Source organism: Pantoea sp. EEL5, from assembly GCF_049892805.1.
GTDB lineage: Bacteria > Pseudomonadota > Gammaproteobacteria > Enterobacterales > Enterobacteriaceae > Pantoea > Pantoea ananatis.
This window is the reverse complement of record NZ_JBNDNJ010000003.1, coordinates 107,327-127,142: the sequence shown is the minus strand read 5'-3', so window position 1 is coordinate 127,142 and position 19,816 is coordinate 107,327. Positions and strand designations below refer to the sequence as shown.

15 protein-coding genes are annotated in these 19,816 nt (G+C 55.1%); all 15 read left to right on the top strand.

Annotated features, from left to right (window positions below):
- Window positions 1-16 precede the first annotated feature (16 nt).
- The 15 genes from ACPXSQ_RS14870 (at window position 17) to secA (ending at window position 19,749) form a co-directional block, all read left to right on the top strand.
- On the top strand, window positions 17-1,783 hold the full coding sequence (locus ACPXSQ_RS14870) for a peptidoglycan glycosyltransferase FtsI (protein WP_013024607.1): 1,767 nt from the start codon (window positions 17-19) through the stop codon (window positions 1,781-1,783).
- Window positions 1,770-3,257: a UDP-N-acetylmuramoyl-L-alanyl-D-glutamate--2,6-diaminopimelate ligase gene (gene murE, locus ACPXSQ_RS14865; protein ID WP_022622255.1), complete on the top strand. Its 1,488-nt coding sequence runs from the start codon at window positions 1,770-1,772 to the stop codon at window positions 3,255-3,257. Before ACPXSQ_RS14870 ends, murE begins: the two co-directional genes overlap by 14 nt.
- Entirely contained in the window at window positions 3,254-4,612 is a 1,359-nt protein-coding gene (murF, locus tag ACPXSQ_RS14860) for a UDP-N-acetylmuramoyl-tripeptide--D-alanyl-D-alanine ligase (protein ID WP_072136416.1), read from the top strand. Before murE ends, murF begins: the two co-directional genes overlap by 4 nt.
- Window positions 4,606-5,688 (top strand): phospho-N-acetylmuramoyl-pentapeptide-transferase, encoded by a 1,083-nt coding sequence (gene mraY / locus ACPXSQ_RS14855; RefSeq protein ID WP_013024610.1) that lies wholly within the window; start codon window positions 4,606-4,608, stop codon window positions 5,686-5,688. The genes murF and mraY overlap by 7 nt, the downstream gene beginning before the upstream one ends.
- Window positions 5,689-5,690: 2 nt before the next feature.
- The gene (gene murD / locus ACPXSQ_RS14850) at window positions 5,691-7,007 is read left to right on the top strand and encodes a UDP-N-acetylmuramoyl-L-alanine--D-glutamate ligase (RefSeq protein ID WP_116220018.1); all 1,317 of its coding nucleotides are present in this window, start codon (window positions 5,691-5,693) and stop codon (window positions 7,005-7,007) included.
- A complete protein-coding gene (gene ftsW, locus ACPXSQ_RS14845; RefSeq protein WP_013024612.1) occupies window positions 7,007-8,221 on the top strand; it encodes a cell division protein FtsW in 1,215 nt (404 codons plus the stop codon). Before murD ends, ftsW begins: the two co-directional genes overlap by 1 nt.
- Complete coding sequence (gene murG, locus ACPXSQ_RS14840; RefSeq protein WP_013024613.1) at window positions 8,218-9,276, top strand: undecaprenyldiphospho-muramoylpentapeptide beta-N-acetylglucosaminyltransferase; 1,059 nt, start codon at window positions 8,218-8,220, stop codon at window positions 9,274-9,276. The genes ftsW and murG overlap by 4 nt, the downstream gene beginning before the upstream one ends.
- A 74-nt stretch (window positions 9,277-9,350) precedes the next feature.
- Window positions 9,351-10,826, top strand: coding sequence for a UDP-N-acetylmuramate--L-alanine ligase (gene murC, locus ACPXSQ_RS14835; protein ID WP_013024614.1), 1,476 nt, complete (start codon window positions 9,351-9,353; stop codon window positions 10,824-10,826).
- Window positions 10,819-11,736 (top strand): D-alanine--D-alanine ligase, encoded by a 918-nt coding sequence (locus ACPXSQ_RS14830; protein ID WP_013024615.1) that lies wholly within the window; start codon window positions 10,819-10,821, stop codon window positions 11,734-11,736. Before murC ends, ACPXSQ_RS14830 begins: the two co-directional genes overlap by 8 nt.
- Window position 11,737: 1 nt before the next feature.
- Window positions 11,738-12,577, top strand: coding sequence for a cell division protein FtsQ (ftsQ, locus tag ACPXSQ_RS14825; RefSeq protein ID WP_426144123.1), 840 nt, complete (start codon window positions 11,738-11,740; stop codon window positions 12,575-12,577).
- Window positions 12,574-13,830 (top strand): cell division protein FtsA, encoded by a 1,257-nt coding sequence (gene ftsA / locus ACPXSQ_RS14820; protein WP_006117681.1) that lies wholly within the window; start codon window positions 12,574-12,576, stop codon window positions 13,828-13,830. The genes ftsQ and ftsA overlap by 4 nt, the downstream gene beginning before the upstream one ends.
- 71 nt (window positions 13,831-13,901) lie before the next feature.
- Complete coding sequence (gene ftsZ / locus ACPXSQ_RS14815) at window positions 13,902-15,056, top strand: cell division protein FtsZ (RefSeq protein WP_013024618.1); 1,155 nt, start codon at window positions 13,902-13,904, stop codon at window positions 15,054-15,056.
- Window positions 15,057-15,157: 101 nt separating this feature from the next.
- Entirely contained in the window at window positions 15,158-16,075 is a 918-nt protein-coding gene (gene lpxC, locus ACPXSQ_RS14810; protein WP_013024619.1) for a UDP-3-O-acyl-N-acetylglucosamine deacetylase, read from the top strand.
- 390 nt (window positions 16,076-16,465) lie between these two features.
- A complete protein-coding gene (secM, locus tag ACPXSQ_RS14805) occupies window positions 16,466-16,972 on the top strand; it encodes a secA translation cis-regulator SecM (protein WP_014606586.1) in 507 nt (168 codons plus the stop codon).
- Window positions 16,973-17,043: 71 nt separating this feature from the next.
- Window positions 17,044-19,749 carry a preprotein translocase subunit SecA gene (gene secA, locus ACPXSQ_RS14800; protein WP_013024621.1) on the top strand — a complete coding sequence of 902 codons (2,706 nt, stop codon included), beginning with the start codon at window positions 17,044-17,046 and terminating at the stop codon, window positions 19,747-19,749.
- Window positions 19,750-19,816: the final 67 nt, after the last annotated feature.

The following is a 19,816-nucleotide window of genomic DNA, read 5'->3' as shown; positions in this document are numbered from 1 at the left end:
GGATCTGTTACTGCTAATGAACGGCGTAAAAAGAACGCTGAAGTTAAAAAAACCAGAAGATAAAGCCAGCTTTGTAAGCTGGCGTTTTGCGTTGTTATGCGGTTGCATTTTGCTGGCGTTAGGTGGGCTGCTGTCCCGGGTTGCATGGCTGCAGGTAATCAATCCAGACAAGCTGGTTAAAGAGGGCGATTTACGCTCCTTACGCGTTCAGGCGGTGCCGACCGCGCGCGGGATGATCAGCGATCGCGGTGGCCGTCCGCTGGCGGTCAGCGTGCCGGTTAATGCGATCTGGGCCGATCCTAAAGAGCTGCACGATGCCGGTGGCGTCACGCTCGACAGCCGCTGGAAAGCGTTGTCAGATGCGCTTTCCATCCCGATCGATCAGCTGGCCGCGCGCGTAAATGCCAATCCCAAAGGGCGCTTTATTTATCTGGCGCGCCAGGTTAATCCCGCCATTGGGGAATATGTTAAAAAACTCAAGCTGCCGGGCATTCACCTGCGCGAAGAGTCCCGTCGCTACTATCCGGCGGGGCAGGTCACCTCACACCTCATCGGCTTTACCAATATTGATGGCGAAGGCATTGAAGGCATCGAAAAGAGCTTCGATAAATGGCTGACCGGCGAGCCGGGCGAGCGAACCGTACGTAAAGATCGCTATGGCCGTGTTATCGAAGATATCTCCTCTGTAGACAGCCGTGCCGCGCATAACCTGACGCTGAGCATCGACGAACGCCTGCAGGCGCTGGTCTACCGCGAACTTAATAACGCGGTGGCGTTTAACAAAGCGGAATCAGGCACGGCGGTGCTGGTGGACGTTAACACCGGTGAAGTGCTGGCGATGGCCAACAGTCCGGCATACAACCCGAATAATCTGAGCGACACGGCCAAAGACCTGATGCGTAACCGCGCCATCACCGACATTTTTGAACCCGGTTCAACGGTGAAGCCGATGGTAGTGATGACGGCGCTGCAACGTGGCGTGGTGAAAGAGAACAGCGTGCTGAATACCGTTCCCTACCGCGTCAACGGCCATGAAATCAAAGATGTCGCGCGCTATAACGAACTGACTTTGACAGGTGTTTTACAGAAATCGAGTAACGTCGGTGTTTCACGACTGGCGTTAGCGATGCCCTCCTCAGCACTGGTAGAAACTTACGCGCGCTTTGGGCTGGGCAAACCGACCAATTTGGGGCTGGTCGGGGAAAGTAGTGGCTTATACCCTAAAAAACAACGGTGGTCTGACATAGAGAGGGCCACCTTCTCTTTCGGCTACGGGCTAATGGTAACCCCGTTACAGTTAGCGCGAGTCTACGCAACCATTGGCAGCTTTGGCATTGCCCGTCCGCTGTCGATAACGAAAGTTGATCCGCCGGTAGGCGGAGAGCGCGTGTTTCCTGAGGCCCTCGTGAAAACCGTGGTCCACATGATGGAAAGCGTGGCGCTACCGGGCGGCGGCGGGGTGAAAGCCGCCATTAAAGGCTATCGCGTCGCGATCAAAACCGGTACGGCGAAAAAGGTCGGCCCGGATGGTCGTTACGTGAATAAATACATTGCGTATACCGCAGGCGTTGCGCCTGCCAGTCGCCCTCGTTTTGCGCTGGTGGTGGTCATTAACGATCCCCAGGCCGGTAAATATTATGGTGGTGCGGTTTCTGCACCGGTGTTCGGTGCCATCATGGGCGGCGTGCTGCGCACCATGAACATCGAACCGGATGCCCTGCCGACCAATGACAAAAACGAGTTGGTGACAAACAGAAGTGAGGAATCAAGTGACAGATCGTAACCTGCGCGACTTACTCGGACCGTGGGTGCCTGACGCACCTGCGCGCCCGTTGCGTGACATGACTCTGGACAGTCGCTTAGCGGCTGCAGGTGATCTGTTTGTTGCAATTGCAGGCCATCAGGTTGACGGACGCCGGTTTATTCCTCAGGCAATTGCGCAGGGTGTGGCGGCCGTTATCGCGGAAGCGGAAGGGGAAGCAAGCGACGGTGAAATTCGGGAGATGCACGGCGTGCCGGTGATTTATCTGGCGCAACTGCATCAGCGCCTTTCTGCCCTGGCAGGCCGTTTTTACCAGCAGCCGGGCGAAAAGCAGAAACTGATTGGCGTGACCGGTACGAACGGCAAAACCACTACCACACAGCTGCTGGCGCAGTGGGCCAGCCTGCTGGGTGAAACCAGCGCGGTGATGGGGACAGTCGGCAATGGTCTGGTCGGGCAACTGGTCCCGGCCGAAAACACCACCGGTTCAGCGGTGGATGTGCAACATAACCTGGACGAACTGGTCAGGAAGGGCGCATCGCTGACGGCAATGGAAATTTCCTCGCACGGGCTGGTACAGCATCGGGTCGCAGCGCTGCCGTTTTCCGCTGCCGTCTTTACGAATCTCAGCCGCGACCATCTTGATTATCACGGTGACATGCAGCAGTACGAGTCCGCTAAATGGCTGCTGTTTTCCGAACATCAGGTCGGTGTGGCCATTATCAATGCTGACGATGAGGTCGGTCGCCGCTGGCTGGCAAACCTGCCAGACGCTGTGGCCGTCACGATGGAAAATAATCTGCAGCCCGGCTGTCATGGCCGCTGGCTTCGTGCGACTGACGTGAATTATCACGACAATGGTGCGCACATTCGTTTTGACTCCAGCTGGGGAGAGGGCGAAATGAACAGTCGCCTGATGGGCGCCTTCAACGTCAGCAATTTACTGCTGGCGCTGGCGACGCTGCTGGCGCTGGGCTACGCCCTGGACGATCTGCTGCGCGTAGCGGCAAGACTGCAGCCGGTGAACGGACGCATGGAGGTCTTTAGCGCCACCGGTAAACCCACCGTGGTAGTGGATTATGCCCATACGCCAGATGCATTAGAGAAAGCGCTGGAAGCGGCGCGGCTGCATTGCAAAGGTAAACTATGGTGCCTGTTTGGATGTGGCGGCGATCGTGATAAAGGTAAGCGCCCACTAATGGGAGCGATCGCTGAGCAATTTGCCGACATCGTGGTGGTGACAGATGATAACCCACGAAGCGAAGATCCGCAGGCTATCGTACAGGATATTCTGAGTGGGCTGCTTGACCCTGGCCGTGCCCGCGTGGTCGCCGGTCGGGCGCAGGCCGTGACCAGCACCATTATGCAGGCCCAGCCCGATGATATCGTACTGGTGGCTGGAAAAGGTCACGAAGACTATCAAATTATTGGCAATCAACGCCTGGATTACTCCGATCGTGCCACGGTCGCCACACTGCTAGGAGGCGTAGCATGATTCCGGTTTCATTAAGCACATTGGCAGAGATCGCCAGCGGCACCCTGCACGGCGATGACCTGGTTTTAAATGACGTCACGACGGATACCCGTAAGGTCACCGCAGGCAGCCTGTTTGTGGCCATCGTGGGCGAGCGTTTTGATGCCCACGACTTTGCAGAAGATGCCATCGCCAAGGGTGCCAAAGCCTTGCTGGTGAGTAAGCATTTACCTGTCTCAGTGCCTCAGGTGGTTGTAAAAGATACGCGTATCGCCTTTGGTAAGCTGGCAGCATGGGTGCGCCAGCAGGCCACTGCCCGCGTTGTTGCGCTGACCGGCTCATCCGGCAAAACGTCAGTGAAAGAGATGACCGCGTCCATTTTGCGTCAGTGCGGCGAAACGCTGCATACCGCCGGTAACCTGAATAACGATTTTGGCGTGCCCATGACCTTGCTGCGTCTCACGCCAGAACATCAGTATGCCGTCATTGAGCTTGGCGCCAATCATCAGGGCGAAATCGCTTACACCACTGACCTGGTTCGTCCGGAAGCGGCACTGGTCAATAATCTGGCCGCCGCGCACCTCGAAGGCTTCGGGTCGCTGGAAGGTGTAGCAAAAGCGAAGGGTGAAATTTTTTACGGCCTGCCTGCCAGGGGAACGGCCATTTTAAATGCTGAAAGCAATGACTGGCCGCGCTGGCAGGAGAACCTGCACGGTAAAACGGTCTGGCGTTTCTCGCCTCAGGCCGCAGACTGTGACTTCGGTGCGCATGATATCCGCATTCGTCAGGATGGGACCCATTTTGTGATGCACACGCCCCGTGGAGAAGCCGACATCATTCTGCCGTTGCCCGGGCGGCACAATATCGCCAATGCGCTGGCCGCTGCTGCGCTCGCCCTGTCGGTCGATGCGCCGCTTAGCGCAGTTCAGGCGGGCCTGAAAAGTCTTCAGTCCGTTCCCGGCCGCTTATTCCCTGTTCGCCTCTCTGAGCATCAACTCATTCTGGATGACAGCTATAACGCCAACGTAGGATCGATGGTTGCGGCGGCACAGGTGCTGTCTGAGATGCCGGGCTACCGTGTGATGGTCGTGGGCGATATGGCTGAATTAGGTGATGAAAGCGAAAAGTTTCATCGTGAAGTCGGGCTGGCGGCTAAAGCTGCAGGGCTGGATCGGGTGCTCAGCACCGGTCAGTTCAGCCACTTCCTGAGTGAAAGCAGTGGCGTTGGCGAACATTTCAGCGATAAAACCGCGCTGACTGAACGTTTACGCCAGCTGCTGTCCGAACACCAGGAAATGACCGTATTGATTAAGGGCTCGCGTAGTGCCGCCATGGAGCAGGTAGTACAGAGTTTACAGGAGAAAGGAACATGTTAGTTTGGCTGGCCGAGCATCTGGTCGCATTTTATTCCGGCTTCAACGTCTTTTCGTATCTGACGTTTCGCGCCATTGTCAGCCTGCTGACCGCACTGTTTATTTCACTGTGGATGGGCCCACGGCTGATTGCGTGGCTGCAAAAACTGCAAATCGGCCAGGTTGTGCGTAACGATGGTCCGGAGTCGCACTTTAGCAAGCGCGGTACGCCGACCATGGGCGGCATCATGATTTTGACGTCGATAACCCTGTCAGTATTGATGTGGGCTTACCCTTCCAACCCGTACGTCTGGTGCGTACTGGTGGTGCTGGTGGGCTTTGGCGTGATCGGCTTTGTCGACGATTACCGCAAAGTGGTCCGTAAAGACACGAAAGGGCTGATTGCGCGCTGGAAATATTTCTGGATGTCGGTGATCTCTCTGGGCGTCGCTTTTGCGCTTTACCTGGCCGGAAAAGATACCCCGGCGACCGAGCTGGTGGTGCCTTTCTTTAAAGATGTTATGCCACAGCTGGGCTTGTTTTACATCGTACTGGCTTACTTCGTCATCGTCGGCACCGGCAATGCCGTTAACCTCACCGATGGTCTGGACGGCCTGGCGATCATGCCGACCGTCTTTGTTGCGGCGGGCTTTGCGCTGGTTGCCTGGGCAACGGGTAACGTGAAATTCGCAGAATATCTGCATATTCCTTATCTGCGCCACGCTGGCGAACTGGTAATCGTCTGTACCGCTATCGTGGGGGCGGGCTTAGGGTTCCTCTGGTTCAACACCTATCCGGCCCAGGTGTTTATGGGGGATGTCGGATCGCTGGCGCTGGGCGGCGCACTGGGCACCATCGCCGTGCTGCTGCGTCAGGAATTTTTACTCGTGATCATGGGCGGCGTGTTTGTTGTTGAAACCCTGTCGGTGATCCTGCAAGTGGGATCGTTCAAGCTCCGCGGGCAACGCATTTTCCGTATGGCGCCGATTCACCACCACTATGAACTTAAAGGCTGGCCGGAGCCGCGCGTGATTGTGCGCTTCTGGATTATTTCGCTCATGCTGGTGCTGATTGGCCTGGCGACGCTGAAGGTACGTTAATCATGGCTGACTATCGCGGGAGAAAAGTTGTCATCATCGGACTGGGCCTGACCGGGCTGTCCTGTGTTGATTTCTTTGTAGCGCAGGGCGTAACGCCACGCGTGATGGATACCCGTATGTCACCGCCCGGGCTGGACAAGCTGCCTGAGCAGGTGGAGCGCTATGTGGGCGGGATCAACAGCGACTGGCTGTTGGCTGCCGACCTGATTGTTGCCAGCCCCGGTATTGCGCTGGCACATCCGGCGCTGTGCGAAGCCGCGGATGCGGGCATCGAAATCGTGGGCGATATTGAGCTGTTTTGCCGTGAAGCACAGGCACCCATCGTGGCAATTACCGGTTCGAACGGAAAAAGTACGGTCACCACCTTAGTCGGCGAAATGGCGAAGGCCGCAGGCTGGCAGGTCGGTGTCGGCGGCAACATTGGCTTACCCGCCCTCAGCCTGCTGAAAGCGCCTGCGCAGCTCTATGTCCTTGAACTGTCGAGCTTTCAGTTGGAGACCACTCACAGCCTGAAAGCCGCAGCGGCCACCATCCTTAACGTGACTGAAGATCATATGGATCGCTATCCGTTAGGTATGCAGCAGTATCGGGCAGCAAAACTGCGGATTTACGAAAACGCGCAGGTCTGTGTCGTGAACGCGGATGATGGCATGACGATGCCGGTACGCGGCGCTGACGCGCGCTGCGTGAGTTTTGGCATCGATATTGGCGATTATCACCTTAATAAGCAGCAGGGCAGCATCTGGCTGCGCGCCAAAGGCGAGAAGGTCCTGAATACCGACGAAATGACGCTGGTAGGCCAACATAATTACACCAATGCGCTGGCGGCTTTAGCGCTGGCAGATGCGGTAGGGCTGCCCCGCTCAACCAGCCTGTCTGCGCTGGCAGCGTACTCTGGACTGCCACACCGCTTTCAACTGGTTCATCAGAGTCGCGGGGTGCGCTGGATCAATGATTCAAAAGCGACCAACGTTGGCAGCACGGAAGCGGCACTGAAAGGCTTACAGGTTAACGGCACGCTCTGGCTGCTGCTCGGGGGCGATGGTAAATCGGCTGATTTCTCGCCGCTAGCCACTTATCTGCAAGGCGATCGTATCCGGCTGTTCTGCTTTGGTCGCGATGGCGATGCGCTCGCCGCGCTGCGGCCTGACGTGGCGGTGCGTACCGATACGCTGCAGCAGGCCATGGAGCAGATCGCCAGACAGGTCCAGCCGGACGATATGGTACTGCTTTCCCCCGCCTGTGCCAGCCTCGATCAGTTTCGCAATTTTGAACAGCGCGGTGACGTCTTCGCGCAGCTGGCCAGGGAGTTAAGCTGATGCGGATTCCTGGTGCAGGCATAGTGAATTATCTGTCAGGTCGCCTGAGCAACTGGGTGATGGGGTCGCGTGAGAGCGACGATACCTCACTGGTGCTCTACGATCGTACGCTGCTGTGGTTAACCCTGGGATTAGCCGCGATTGGTTTTGTGATGGTGACGTCGGCATCAATGCCGGTAGGTCAGCGTCTGAATGACGATCCGTTCTACTTTGCCAAGCGTGATGCGTTCTACATTGCGCTGGCATTCGGCATGGCGCTGGTCACGCTGCGCGTTCCGATGGATTTCTGGCAGCGCTACAGCAACATAATGCTGATGGTTTCCGTCGCCATGCTGCTGATTGTGTTGGTGGTGGGCAGTTCGGTAAACGGTGCGTCACGCTGGATTGCCTTGGGGCCGCTGCGTATTCAGCCCGCCGAGTTATCTAAACTCACGCTCTTTTGCTATCTCGCCAGTTACCTGGTGCGCAAGGTAGAAGAGGTGCGAAATAACTTCTGGGGCTTTTGTAAGCCAATGGGCGTGATGGTGGTGCTGGCCGTACTGCTGCTGGCCCAGCCCGATCTGGGGACGGTGGTCGTGCTGTTTGTCACTACGCTGGCGATGCTGTTTCTGGCGGGGGCCAAACTGTGGCAGTTCCTGGCCATTATCGGCTCCGGCATCTTTGCTGTGGTGCTGCTGATCATCGCCGAGCCATACCGTATGCGCCGTGTCACCTCGTTCTGGAATCCGTGGGAAGATCCGTTCGGCAGCGGCTACCAGCTGACGCAGTCTCTGATGGCGTTTGGCCGCGGTGAATTCTGGGGGCAGGGGCTGGGGAATTCGGTTCAGAAACTGGAGTATTTGCCCGAAGCCCATACCGACTTTATTTTCTCCATTATCGGAGAAGAACTGGGTTACATCGGTGTGGTTTTAGCGCTGTTAATGGTATTCTTCGTGGCTTTTCGTGCGATGTCAATTGGCCGGCGCGCGCTTGAACTTGATCAACGTTTTTCCGGCTTTTTAGCCTGTTCAATTGGCGTGTGGTTCAGCTTTCAGGCACTGGTCAACGTGGGCGCTGCGGCTGGTATGTTACCGACCAAAGGTCTGACGTTGCCGCTGATTAGTTACGGTGGCTCGAGTTTGATCATTATGTCGACGGCCATCGTATTTTTGTTACGTATTGATTATGAAACGCGTCTGGCTAAAGCGCAGGCGTTTACCCGAGGTGGTCGATGAGTGGTAAACGATTGATGGTAATGGCAGGTGGCACCGGTGGACACGTTTTCCCGGGGCTGGCTGTTGCCCATCATCTGAAAGCGCAGGGCTGGGAAGTTCGCTGGTTAGGCACTGCAGATCGTATGGAAGCCGATCTGGTACCGAAGCACGGTATCGACATCGACTTCATTCGTATCAGCGGATTACGCGGCAAGGGCATCAAAGCCCTGCTGTTGGCACCGGTGCGTATTTTCAACGCCTGGCGTCAGGCTCGCAAGATTATTAAAGCCTGGAAGCCTGACGTTGTGCTGGGCATGGGTGGCTATGTTTCGGGGCCGGGTGGCCTGGCTGCATGGAGCTGCGGTGTTCCTGTGGTGCTGCATGAGCAAAACGGGATCGCCGGGCTGACAAACAAGTGGCTGGCAAAAATCGCCACCAAGGTTATGCAGGCGTTTCCCGGCGCCTTTCCTCACGCAGAGGTGGTAGGAAACCCGGTACGTACAGACGTGCTGGCACTGCCCTCACCGGCTCAGCGTCTGGCCGGGCGCAGCGGCGCTATCCGTATTCTGGTGGTGGGTGGCAGCCAGGGCGCACGTATCCTTAACCAGACCGTGCCCCAGATTGCGGCTCTACTGGGTGAGCAGATTACCGTCTGGCATCAGACCGGAAAAGGCGCGTTGCAGGACGTTCAACATGCTTATCAGCAAGTGGGTCAGGACCATCACAAGGTGACCGAGTTTATTGATGATATGGCAGCGGCCTACGCCTGGGCAGACGTCGTGATTTGTCGCTCAGGTGCACTGACGGTGAGTGAGATCGCCGCGGCAGGATTACCGGCGATCTTCGTGCCGTTTCAGCATAAAGATCGTCAGCAGTACTGGAATGCCTTGCCGCTTGAGGGCGCAGGTGCAGCCAAAATTTTTGAGCAGCCGCAGTTTACAGCGGAGGCGGTAGCGGAAACGTTGCGTCACTGGGATCGACCAACATTACTCGCGATGGCTGAAAAAGCCCACGAGGTGGCGGTACCCGATGCGACTGAACGGGTCGCGCAGGAAGTGGCTCGCGCCGCACATTAACGCATCAGGTCAGCCTGGCTGACCCGTGCTCATATTGAGCACAAACTGAATGAGTAGGTAGGTAATAAAGCGTAATGAATACACAACAACTGGCGAAACTGCGTTCTATCGTGCCCGAGATGCGTCGCGTCCGGCACATTCACTTTGTCGGCATCGGTGGTGCTGGCATGGGCGGTATTGCCGAAGTGTTAGCGAATGAAGGTTACCATATCAGCGGTTCTGATCTGGCGCCAAATCCGGTGACACAGAATCTGATCAATCTGGGCGCGACCATTTACTTTAACCATCGCCCGGAAAACGTAACGGATGCCAGCGTTGTCGTGGTCTCCAGTGCGGTGGCGCAGGACAACCCTGAGCTGGTGGCTGCACGCGAACAGCGAATCCCGGTCATCCGCCGCGCAGAGATGCTGGCAGAGCTGATGCGTTTTCGCCACGGTATTGCGATTGCCGGCACGCACGGCAAAACCACCACGACGGCGATGGTCTCGAGCATTTACGCGGAAGGCGGTCTGGACCCCACCTTTGTGAATGGGGGGCTGGTAAAAGCCGCAGGCACGCATGCACGTCTGGGCAGTAGCCGCTACCTGATCGCCGAAGCGGACGAGAGCGATGCGTCATTCCTGCACTTGCAGCCAATGGTCGCCGTTGTCACCAATATCGAAGCGGATCATATGGACACCTATCAGGGCGATTTTGAAAACCTGAAGCAGACGTTCATTAATTTCCTGCACAATTTGCCGTTTTACGGTCGTGCGGTGATGTGTGTTGATGATGCCGTGATCCGCGATCTGCTGCCGCGTGTCGGCCGCCAGATTACTACTTATGGTTTCAGCGACGACGCCGACTTTCGCATCGAGGCGTTTGAACAACGCGGCGCGCAGGTTCATTTCAGCCTGATTCGTCAGGACAAGGCGCCGTTACAGATCACTCTGAATGCGCCGGGTCGACACAATGCTTTAAACGCCGCCGCCGCCGTGGCGGTGGCCAGCGAAGAAGGGATTGAAGACAGCGCGATTCTGGCTGCGCTGGAAAGCTTCCAGGGTACCGGTCGTCGTTTCGACCAGCTGGGTGAGTTTCCTACGGAGCCGGTTAATGGGCAGCCTGGCACCGCCATGCTGGTGGACGATTATGGTCATCATCCCACGGAAGTTGACGCCACCATTAAAGCCGCGCGAGCGGGCTGGCCGGATAAAAAACTGGCGATGGTGTTTCAGCCGCACCGTTATACCCGCACGCGTGACCTGTTTGATGATTTTGCCAACGTGCTGTCTCAGGTTGACGTTTTGCTGATGCTGGATGTCTACGCCGCAGGCGAAACGCCCATCCCAGGCGCAGACAGCCGTGCACTGTGCCGCGCCATTCGTCATCGCGGCAAGGTCGATCCTATTCTGGTGCCGGAACATGATGCGCTCGTTGAAATGCTGGCGCCTTTGCTGTCAGGCAACGATCTGATTCTGGTTCAGGGGGCAGGAAACGTCGGTAAAGTGGCGCGGAAGCTGGCTGAATGCAAACTGCAGCCAGCACGCAAAGTGGAGGGCCGTCATGACTAAAGTTGCCGTTTTAATGGGCGGCACGTCAGCCGAGCGCGACGTGTCCCTGATGTCCGGCGGTGCCGTGCTGGCGGGCCTGCGTGAAGCCGGTATCGATGCACAGGGTATTGATACTCGTGACGTTTCAGTGCTGGAGTTAACCGCGCAAGGTTTTGAAAAGGTGTTTATCGCCCTGCATGGTCGCGGCGGCGAGGACGGCACGCTTCAGGCGGTGCTGGAATTCCTGCAGTTGCCTTACACCGGCAGCGGTGTGATGGCTTCCGCCGTCACCATGGACAAGTTGCGCACCAAACTGCTGTGGCAGGGCAGGGGACTGCCGGCGGGTAAATTTGTCTGGATTACGCGTGAACAGATGCAGAGCGGTCTGGATGCGGCGACCGAGGCGGCGATTAGCGCATTGGGATTACCCCTGTTCGTGAAACCGAGCAGCGAGGGATCCAGCGTCGGCATCAGCCGTGTAAACCAGTTAAGCGATCTGTCAGCTGCGCTGGAAGAGGCGTTTCGCCACGACGACAATGTGCTGGTCGAAGCTTTTCTGAGCGGTGAGGAATATACCGTTGGCATTCTGGGTGACCAGATTCTGCCCGCGATAAAAATAAAGACCGCCAGCGAGTTCTATGACTATGAAGCGAAATACATTTCTGACGATACTCAGTACTTCTGTCCAGCCGGGCTGAGTGCCGAGCGCGAGGCGGAATTACAACAGCTGGTGTGGTCAGCCTGGCGTGCACTCGGATGCAGCGGCTGGGGACGCGTTGATGTCATGACTGACGATCAAGGACACTTCCAACTGCTGGAAGCGAACACCTCACCGGGCATGACCAGCCACAGCTTAGTGCCGATGGCGGCAAAGCAGGCCGGGCTGACATTTTCTCAACTGGTCGTACGTATTCTGGAGTTGGCCGACTGATATGTCACAGGCGGCGATGAATGTACGTAATCGTGAAGCGCAGGAGCGGGCACGCACCGGTCGCAGTAACGGTGCCCGGCTCTTCGGCATCGTGTTTCTGCTGATGGTGATGGGCGTAATGATTGCGGGTGGCCTGGTCGTTCTGAAGTGGATGAACGATGCCTCCCGTTTACCCCTGTCGAAGCTGGTGGTCACAGGGCAACTGCACTACACAACCCATGACGATATTCGTCAGGCGATTTTGTCACTGGGTTCACCGGGCACGTTTATGTCGCAGGACGTGAACGTGATCCAGCAGCAGATAGAACGGTTGCCATGGATTAAACAGGTTAGCGTGCGTAAGCAGTGGCCAGACGAATTGAAAATTCATTTGGTGGAGTTTACACCGGTAGCGCGCTGGAATGACTCACACATGGTGGACAGCGACGGTGTGTCATTCAGCGTCCCGGCTAACCACATGGGTAAAGAAACGCTGCCGATGTTATACGGTCCAGAAGGCAGTGAAAAAGAGGTGCTGGCGGGTTATCACAGTATGGATGACGTGCTGAAAGCCATGAAGTTTACCCTGAAGGTGGCGTCGATGACGGCGCGACGTTCATGGCAGTTAGTGACCAGCGATGATGTCCGCATTGAGCTGGGGCGGACCGATACCATGAAGCGTCTGAATCGTTTTATTGAGCTCTATCCGGTGCTGCTGCAGCAAGGTCAGAATGAACACAAGCGCATCAACTCGGTTGATTTACGCTATGACTCTGGCGCTTCTGTTGGCTGGACACCGATAGTGATGGATCCACAGGACAGTAATCAGCAACAAAACCAGGCACAGGCTAAACAACAATGATCAAGGCAACGGACAGAAAACTGGTAGTTGGACTCGAAATCGGCACTGCGAAGGTCGCCGCCCTGGTTGGGGAAATTCTGCCCGATGGTATGGTCAATATTATTGGGGTCGGCAGTTGTCCGTCCCGCGGTATGGATAAAGGCGGCGTAAACGATCTTGAGTCGGTGGTGAAATGCGTTCAGCGCGCCATCGATCAGGCTGAGTTGATGGCGGATTGCCAGATCTCCTCTGTTTACCTTGCTTTATCGGGCAAACATATCAGCTGTCAGAACGAAATCGGGATGGTTCCGATTTCCGAAGAGGAAGTGACTCAGGATGATGTCGAGAACGTGGTGCATACTGCGAAGTCAGTGCGCGTTCGTGATGAGCATCGTATCCTGCACGTTATTCCGCAGGAATATGCTATCGACTACCAGGAAGGCATCAAAAATCCGGTCGGCCTGTCTGGTGTGCGCATGCAGGCAAAGGTGCATTTGATCACCTGTCACAACGACATGGCAAAAAATATTGTTAAAGCCGTTGAACGTTGTGGCCTCAAAGTTGACCAACTGATTTTTGCCGGTCTGGCGTCCAGCTTTGCGGTCCTGACCGAAGACGAACGTGAACTGGGTGTTTGTGTCGTGGATATTGGTGGCGGCACAATGGATATCGCCGTCTATACTGGCGGTGCATTGCGTCATACTAAGGTGATTCCCTATGCGGGGAATGTGGTAACCAGCGATATCGCCTACGCATTTGGTACGCCGCCCACCGATGCGGAAGCCATTAAAGTGCGTCACGGCTGTGCGCTAGGATCGATTGTAGGTAAAGATGAAAACGTTGAAGTGCCGAGCGTAGGCGGACGTCCGCCACGAAGCCTGCAACGTCAGACGCTGGCAGAGGTGATTGAGCCACGTTATACCGAGCTTTTAAATCTGGTCAATGACGAGATTTTGCAGTTACAGGAACAGCTTCGCCAGCAGGGCGTTAAGCACCATCTGGCAGCCGGGATTGTGTTAACCGGCGGTGCGGCGCAGATTGAAGGTCTGGCAGCCTGCGCACAGCGCGTATTCCATACGCAGGTGCGCATTGGACAGCCGCTGAACATTACTGGCCTGACGGACTACGCCCAGGAGTCTTACTATTCCACGGCGGTCGGGCTGTTGCACTACGGTAAAGAGTCACATATGAACGGTGACGCAGAGGCTGAAAAGCGCGTTTCCGTGGGTAACTGGTTTAAACGTATTAATAGTTGGTTAAAAAAAGAGTTTTAATTTTTGTAAAAGGGGATCATGCTGTTTTCTTTAGTGATCTCCAGGCGACAGGCACATAACGGAGAGAAATCATGTTTGAACCTATGGAATTAACCAATGACGCGGTGATTAAAGTCATCGGCGTCGGCGGTGGCGGTGGCAACGCCGTAGAGCACATGGTACGCGAGCGTATCGAAGGTGTGGAATTCTTCGCTGTGAATACCGACGCGCAGGCGTTGCGTAAAACAGCAGTCGGCCAGACCATCCAGATTGGTAATAACATTACCAAAGGACTGGGAGCGGGTGCGAACCCGGAAGTCGGCCGTAACTCTGCAGAGGAAGATCGCGAAGCACTGCGTTCTGCGCTGGAAGGGGCAGACATGGTGTTCATCGCAGCAGGTATGGGTGGCGGTACCGGTACCGGCGCTGCGCCTGTTGTGGCTGAAGTGGCCAAAGATCTAGGTATTTTGACCGTTGCGGTCGTGACCAAGCCCTTCAATTTTGAAGGCAAAAAGCGCATGGCCTTTGCTGAGCAGGGGATCGCTGAGCTGTCCAAGCACGTGGATTCACTGATCACTATCCCAAACGACAAGCTGTTAAAAGTTCTCGGACGTGGTATTTCCCTGCTCGACGCGTTTGGTGCGGCTAACGACGTGCTGAAAGGCGCCGTACAGGGGATCGCCGAGCTGATTACCCGTCCTGGCTTGATGAACGTGGACTTTGCTGACGTACGTACCGTGATGTCAGAAATGGGTTACGCGATGATGGGTTCAGGCGTGGCTTGTGGTGAAGACCGTGCAGAAGAAGCCGCTGAGATGGCGATCTCCAGTCCACTGCTGGAAGATATCGACCTCTCTGGTGCGCGCGGCGTGCTGGTCAACATTACTGCGGGCTTCGACCTGCGTCTGGATGAGTTCGAAACCGTGGGTAACACTATCCGCGCCTTCGCTTCAGACAACGCGACCGTTGTAATTGGTACCTCTCTGGATCCAGAGATGAATGACGAACTGCGCGTCACCGTGGTGGCAACTGGTATCGGCATGGATAAGCGTCCAGAGATCACGCTGGTAACGAACAAACCAGCCAGCCAGCCTGTCATGGATCATCGTTACCAGCAGCATGGTATGTCCCCGCTGCCGCAGGAGCAAAAACCTGCTGCGAAAGTGGTAAACGATCAGAGTGCACAGTCAAACAAAGAGCCCGATTACCTTGATATTCCGGCGTTTTTGCGCAAGCAGGCCGACTAGGAATAACCTTATAATTGGGATTTCCCGCTCTTTGTGCTAAAGTGTTCGCCCGCTGGTAACGTATACTGGCGGTCGGAAAGCGATATTGCGAGATAATAACGATGATCAAACAAAGGACATTAAAACGTATTGTTCAGGCGACAGGTGTCGGTTTACATACCGGCAAGAAAGTCAGCCTGACCCTGCGCCCTGCGCCGGCTAATACCGGGGTCATCTATCGTCGCACTGACTTGAATCCACCGGTTGATTTTCCGGCTGATGCAAAATACGTGCGCGACACCATGCTGAGCACCTGCCTGGTGAACGATGAAGGCGTGCGTATTTCGACAGTTGAACACTTAAATGCCGCACTGGCAGGTCTGGGCATTGACAACATTATTGTCGAAGTTGATGCGCCAGAAATCCCAATTATGGACGGCAGTGCAGCGCCTTTCATCTATCTGCTGATGGATGCAGGCATCGAGCAGCTGAACAGCGCGAAGAAATTCGTGCGTGTTAAGCAGACCGTGCGTGTTGAAGACGGTGACAAATGGGCTGAGATCAAACCCTACAACGGTTTCTCGCTTGATTTCACCATTGATTTCAATCACCCGGCTATCGATTCCAGCTCTCAGCGTTACCAGATGAAATTCTCTGCCGAAGCGTTTGTTCGTCAGATCAGCCGTGCACGTACTTTTGGCTTCATGCGTGAAATCGAATATCTGCAGTCTAAAGGCCTGTGCCTGGGCGGTAGTTTAGATTGTGCGATTGGCCTTGATGATTTCCGCGTGCTTAATGAAGAAGGCCTGCGTTTTGAAGACGAGTTTGTGCGTCACAAAATGTTAGATGCCATCGGCGATCTGTTTATGTGTGGCCATAACGTTATTGGCGCGTTTACCGCGTACAAATCGGGTCATGCTCTGAACAACAAACTGCTGCAGGCCGTTTTGGCGAAGCAGGAAGCCTGGGAATGGGCGACCTTCGAAGACGAAGCTGAATTGCCACTGGCGTTTAAAGCACCTAATCTGGTTCTGGCCTGATATCGGCTCAGAACGTAAAAACGGCTGGTTGCGCTGACACTCTCTCCGGTCAGTTGCACCAGCCGTTTTTTTATTGCCTCGCCATTCATTTCTGCTTGCTGCGACAGCATTCTCCGCTCAGAACGACCAATTGCTGAATTGCTGAATTGCTGAATTGCTGAATTGCTGAATTGCTGAATTGCTGAATTGCTGAATTGCTGCGACAGCATTCTCCGTTCAGAACGACCAATTGCTGAATTGCTGCACAATCGCGCGCGATTTCTCCCACTGTCGCACTAAACTCAGGTGTCGCCGCGCCACATTAGTGTTACTATCTCTGGCGCTTTTACAGGCTGCATGCTGCTGAAAACAGCAGTGAATAATTAAAATGTTATGCGCAATGGAACAATTGTGATCGGAATTTTTCTACGCTGGCGACAAATAGGTAGACGCTATTTCTGGCCTCATTTCCTCCTGGGAATGGTGGCGGCCAGTCTTGGCTTGCCGGCGTGTGCGCAAACCACTGAACTCAATACGGCATCCGAAGCCTCAGCCAGTAGCCTGTTCATTGGCAATGCGGTCCGTTTTGATCATTTGATCCGTCTTCAGGAAGCCTCGCGACGCCCCAGTTTTACGGTTGACTACTGGCACCAGCATGCCATTCGCACGGTTATCCGCCATCTCTCTTTCACGTTAACGCCACAGGCGCAGGCGGAAGAGCAGGTGCATCCGCTGGCCGCACAAAAGCTGGCGTTGATTGATTCCCTTCATGCGTTATTAACGTCTCAGGCGGCACAGTCCGGCATCCCTGTTGGTTTGTCCCCGCAACCTCTTCCTGCTGCTCCGGTATCCTCACAGGCTGACGGACACGGCAAAGTGCACGGTATCCGTGCCGGACCCGCGCCATTGTTCTGCTAATCTTTGTGCTTTAAATCCCATTTTAGATTTCGCAGTCCGGGTGACCCGGCTGAATTGAGAATATATTTATTATGTTAATCAAAATGTTGACCAAAGTTTTTGGTAGCAGCAACGATCGTACTTTGCGCCGTATGCGTAAAAACGTTGATATCATCAACAAGATGGAGCCGGAATTCGAAGCGCTCTCTGATGAAGAACTGAAAGCCAAAACTGAGCTGTTCCGTGAGCGCCTGAAAAAAGGGGAATCACTCGAAAGCCTGATTCCTGAAGCTTTTGCGACGGTACGTGAAGCCAGTAAGCGTGTGTTTGGCATGCGCCACTTCGACGTGCAGCTGATTGGCGGGATGGTGCTGAATAACCGCTGTATTGCAGAGATGCGCACCGGTGAAGGTAAAACCCTGACGGCAACCCTGCCAGCCTATTTGAACGCGTTAACCGGAAAAGGCGTACACGTCGTTACCGTCAACGATTATCTGGCCCAGCGTGATGCGGAAAATAACCGCCCCCTGTTTGAGTTCCTTGGCCTGAGCGTCGGGATCAACATGTCAGGCCTGCCTTCCGTCGCCAAACGTGAAGCTTATGCCGCAGACATTACTTATGGTACCAACAACGAATACGGTTTCGACTACCTGCGTGACAACATGGCGTTCAGCCCTGACGAGCGCGTACAGCGTAAGCTGCACTATGCACTGGTGGATGAGGTTGACTCCATCCTGATTGATGAAGCCCGTACGCCATTAATCATCTCGGGTCCGGCAGAAGACAGTTCAGACCTGTACACCAAAGTGAATAAAATCATTCCTCATCTGATTCGTCAGGAAAAAGAAGACTCAGACAATTTCCAGGGCGAAGGTGACTACTGGGTTGATGAGAAAGCGCGCCAGGCACATATGAGCGAGCGCGGCCTGGTCAAAGTTGAAGAACTGCTGGTGAGCCAGGGCATCATGGTAGAAGGTGAGTCGCTTTATTCACCGACCAATATCATGCTGATGCACCACGTTACCGCTGCGCTTCGCGCCCATGCGCTGTTCACGCGTGACGTTGATTACATCGTCAAAGAGGGTGAAGTTGTCATTGTTGATGAGCACACGGGTCGTACGATGCAGGGCCGTCGTTGGTCAGATGGTCTGCATCAGGCCGTTGAAGCCAAAGAAGGCGTTGAAATTCAAAACGAAAACCAGACGCTGGCGTCAATCACCTTCCAGAATTACTTCCGCCTCTACGACAAGCTGGCAGGGATGACCGGTACGGCTGATACAGAAGCGTTTGAGTTCAGTTCCATCTACAAACTCGACACGATTGTTGTCCCGACCAACCGTCCGATGGTGCGTAAAGATCTTGCCGATCTGGTTTATATGACCGAGAAAGAGAAGATTGACGCCATCATCGAAGATATTCGTGAGCGTACGGCTAACGGGCAGCCGGTTCTGGTGGGTACGATCTCCATCGAAAAATCAGAAGTGGTATCGAACGAGCTGACACGTGCAGGCATTAAACACAACGTACTGAATGCTAAGTTTCACGCCCGCGAAGCGGACATCGTGGCGCAGGCTGGTCAACCAGGCGCGGTTACCATCGCGACAAACATGGCGGGCCGTGGTACCGATATCATGCTGGGCGGTAGCTGGCATGCGGACGTTGCCGAGCTTGAAAACCCAACCGATGCGCAAATCGACGAGATTAAAGCCGCCTGGCAGATTCGTCATGATGCGGTGCTGGCCTCTGGCGGTCTGCATATCGTGGGTACTGAGCGCCATGAATCTCGCCGTATCGATAACCAGCTGCGCGGTCGTGCAGGCCGTCAGGGTGACGCCGGTTCTTCACGCTTCTACCTGTCAATGGAAGATGCGCTGATGCGTATCTTTGCTTCGGATCGTGTTTCAAACATGATGCGCAAGCTGGGCATGAAACCTGGCGAGGCCATTGAGCATCCGTGGGTGACCAAAGCCATTGCCAACGCACAGCGTAAAGTGGAAAGCCGTAACTTCGATATTCGTAAGCAGCTGCTGGAATATGACGACGTGGCCAACGATCAGCGTCGTGCTATCTACAGCCAGCGTAATGAACTGCTGGATGTGTCCGATGTATCAGACACTATCAACAGCATTCGCGAAGACGTCTATAAATCCATTATCGACAGCTACATTCCACCTCAGTCGCTGGAAGAAATGTGGGATGTACCGGGCCTTGAAGAGCGCCTGCGTAACGACTTCGATCTGGATCTGCCGATTAGCGAGTGGCTGGACAAAGAACCGGATCTGCATGAAGAGACACTGCGTGAACGTATCATGACGCACGCGGCCGAAAGTTATGCGGCAAAAGAAGAGATTGTCGGCGCAGAAATGATGCGCAACTTTGAAAAAGGCGTCATGCTGCAAACGCTGGATTCGCTGTGGAAAGAGCACCTGGCCGCAATGGACTATCTGCGTCAGGGCATCCACCTGCGTGGCTATGCGCAAAAAGATCCTAAGCAGGAATATAAGCGTGAATCTTTTGCCATGTTTGCCGCGATGCTGGAAACGCTGAAGTACGAAGTGATCAGCACGCTGAGCAAAGTCCAGGTGCGCATGCCGGAAGAGGTTGAAGCGATGGAGCAACAGCGTCGTGAAGAGGCCGAGCGTCTGGCGCAACAGCAGCATCTGAGCCACGCCAGCGAAGAAATTCTGGCAGCGGAATCTCTTGCGCAGCAGGGCGGTGAGCGCAAAGTGGGGCGTAACGATCCTTGTCCGTGCGGTTCAGGTAAAAAATACAAACAGTGTCACGGTCGTCTGGCCTGATAAGCGGTTAACGAAAAGGAGCCACTGGCTCCTTTTTTTTACTTTTCCGCTGACCATTCGGCCCCCT

Coding starts and splice junctions, on each gene's coding strand:
- murC (WP_013024614.1), top strand. CDS start 9,351: ATGAATACACAACAACTGGCGAAACTGCGTTCTATCGTGCCCGAGATG.
- ftsA (WP_006117681.1), top strand. CDS start 12,574: ATGATCAAGGCAACGGACAGAAAACTGGTAGTTGGACTCGAAATCGGC.
- ftsZ (WP_013024618.1), top strand. CDS start 13,902: ATGTTTGAACCTATGGAATTAACCAATGACGCGGTGATTAAAGTCATC.
- ftsW (WP_013024612.1), top strand. CDS start 7,007: ATGCGGATTCCTGGTGCAGGCATAGTGAATTATCTGTCAGGTCGCCTG.
- murF (WP_072136416.1), top strand. CDS start 3,254: ATGATTCCGGTTTCATTAAGCACATTGGCAGAGATCGCCAGCGGCACC.
- murD (WP_116220018.1), top strand. CDS start 5,691: ATGGCTGACTATCGCGGGAGAAAAGTTGTCATCATCGGACTGGGCCTG.
- secA (WP_013024621.1), top strand. CDS start 17,044: ATGTTAATCAAAATGTTGACCAAAGTTTTTGGTAGCAGCAACGATCGT.
- mraY (WP_013024610.1), top strand. CDS start 4,606: ATGTTAGTTTGGCTGGCCGAGCATCTGGTCGCATTTTATTCCGGCTTC.
- lpxC (WP_013024619.1), top strand. CDS start 15,158: ATGATCAAACAAAGGACATTAAAACGTATTGTTCAGGCGACAGGTGTC.
- ACPXSQ_RS14830 (WP_013024615.1), top strand. CDS start 10,819: ATGACTAAAGTTGCCGTTTTAATGGGCGGCACGTCAGCCGAGCGCGAC.
- ACPXSQ_RS14870 (WP_013024607.1), top strand. CDS start 17: ATGAACGGCGTAAAAAGAACGCTGAAGTTAAAAAAACCAGAAGATAAA.
- ftsQ (WP_426144123.1), top strand. CDS start 11,738: ATGTCACAGGCGGCGATGAATGTACGTAATCGTGAAGCGCAGGAGCGG.
- murG (WP_013024613.1), top strand. CDS start 8,218: ATGAGTGGTAAACGATTGATGGTAATGGCAGGTGGCACCGGTGGACAC.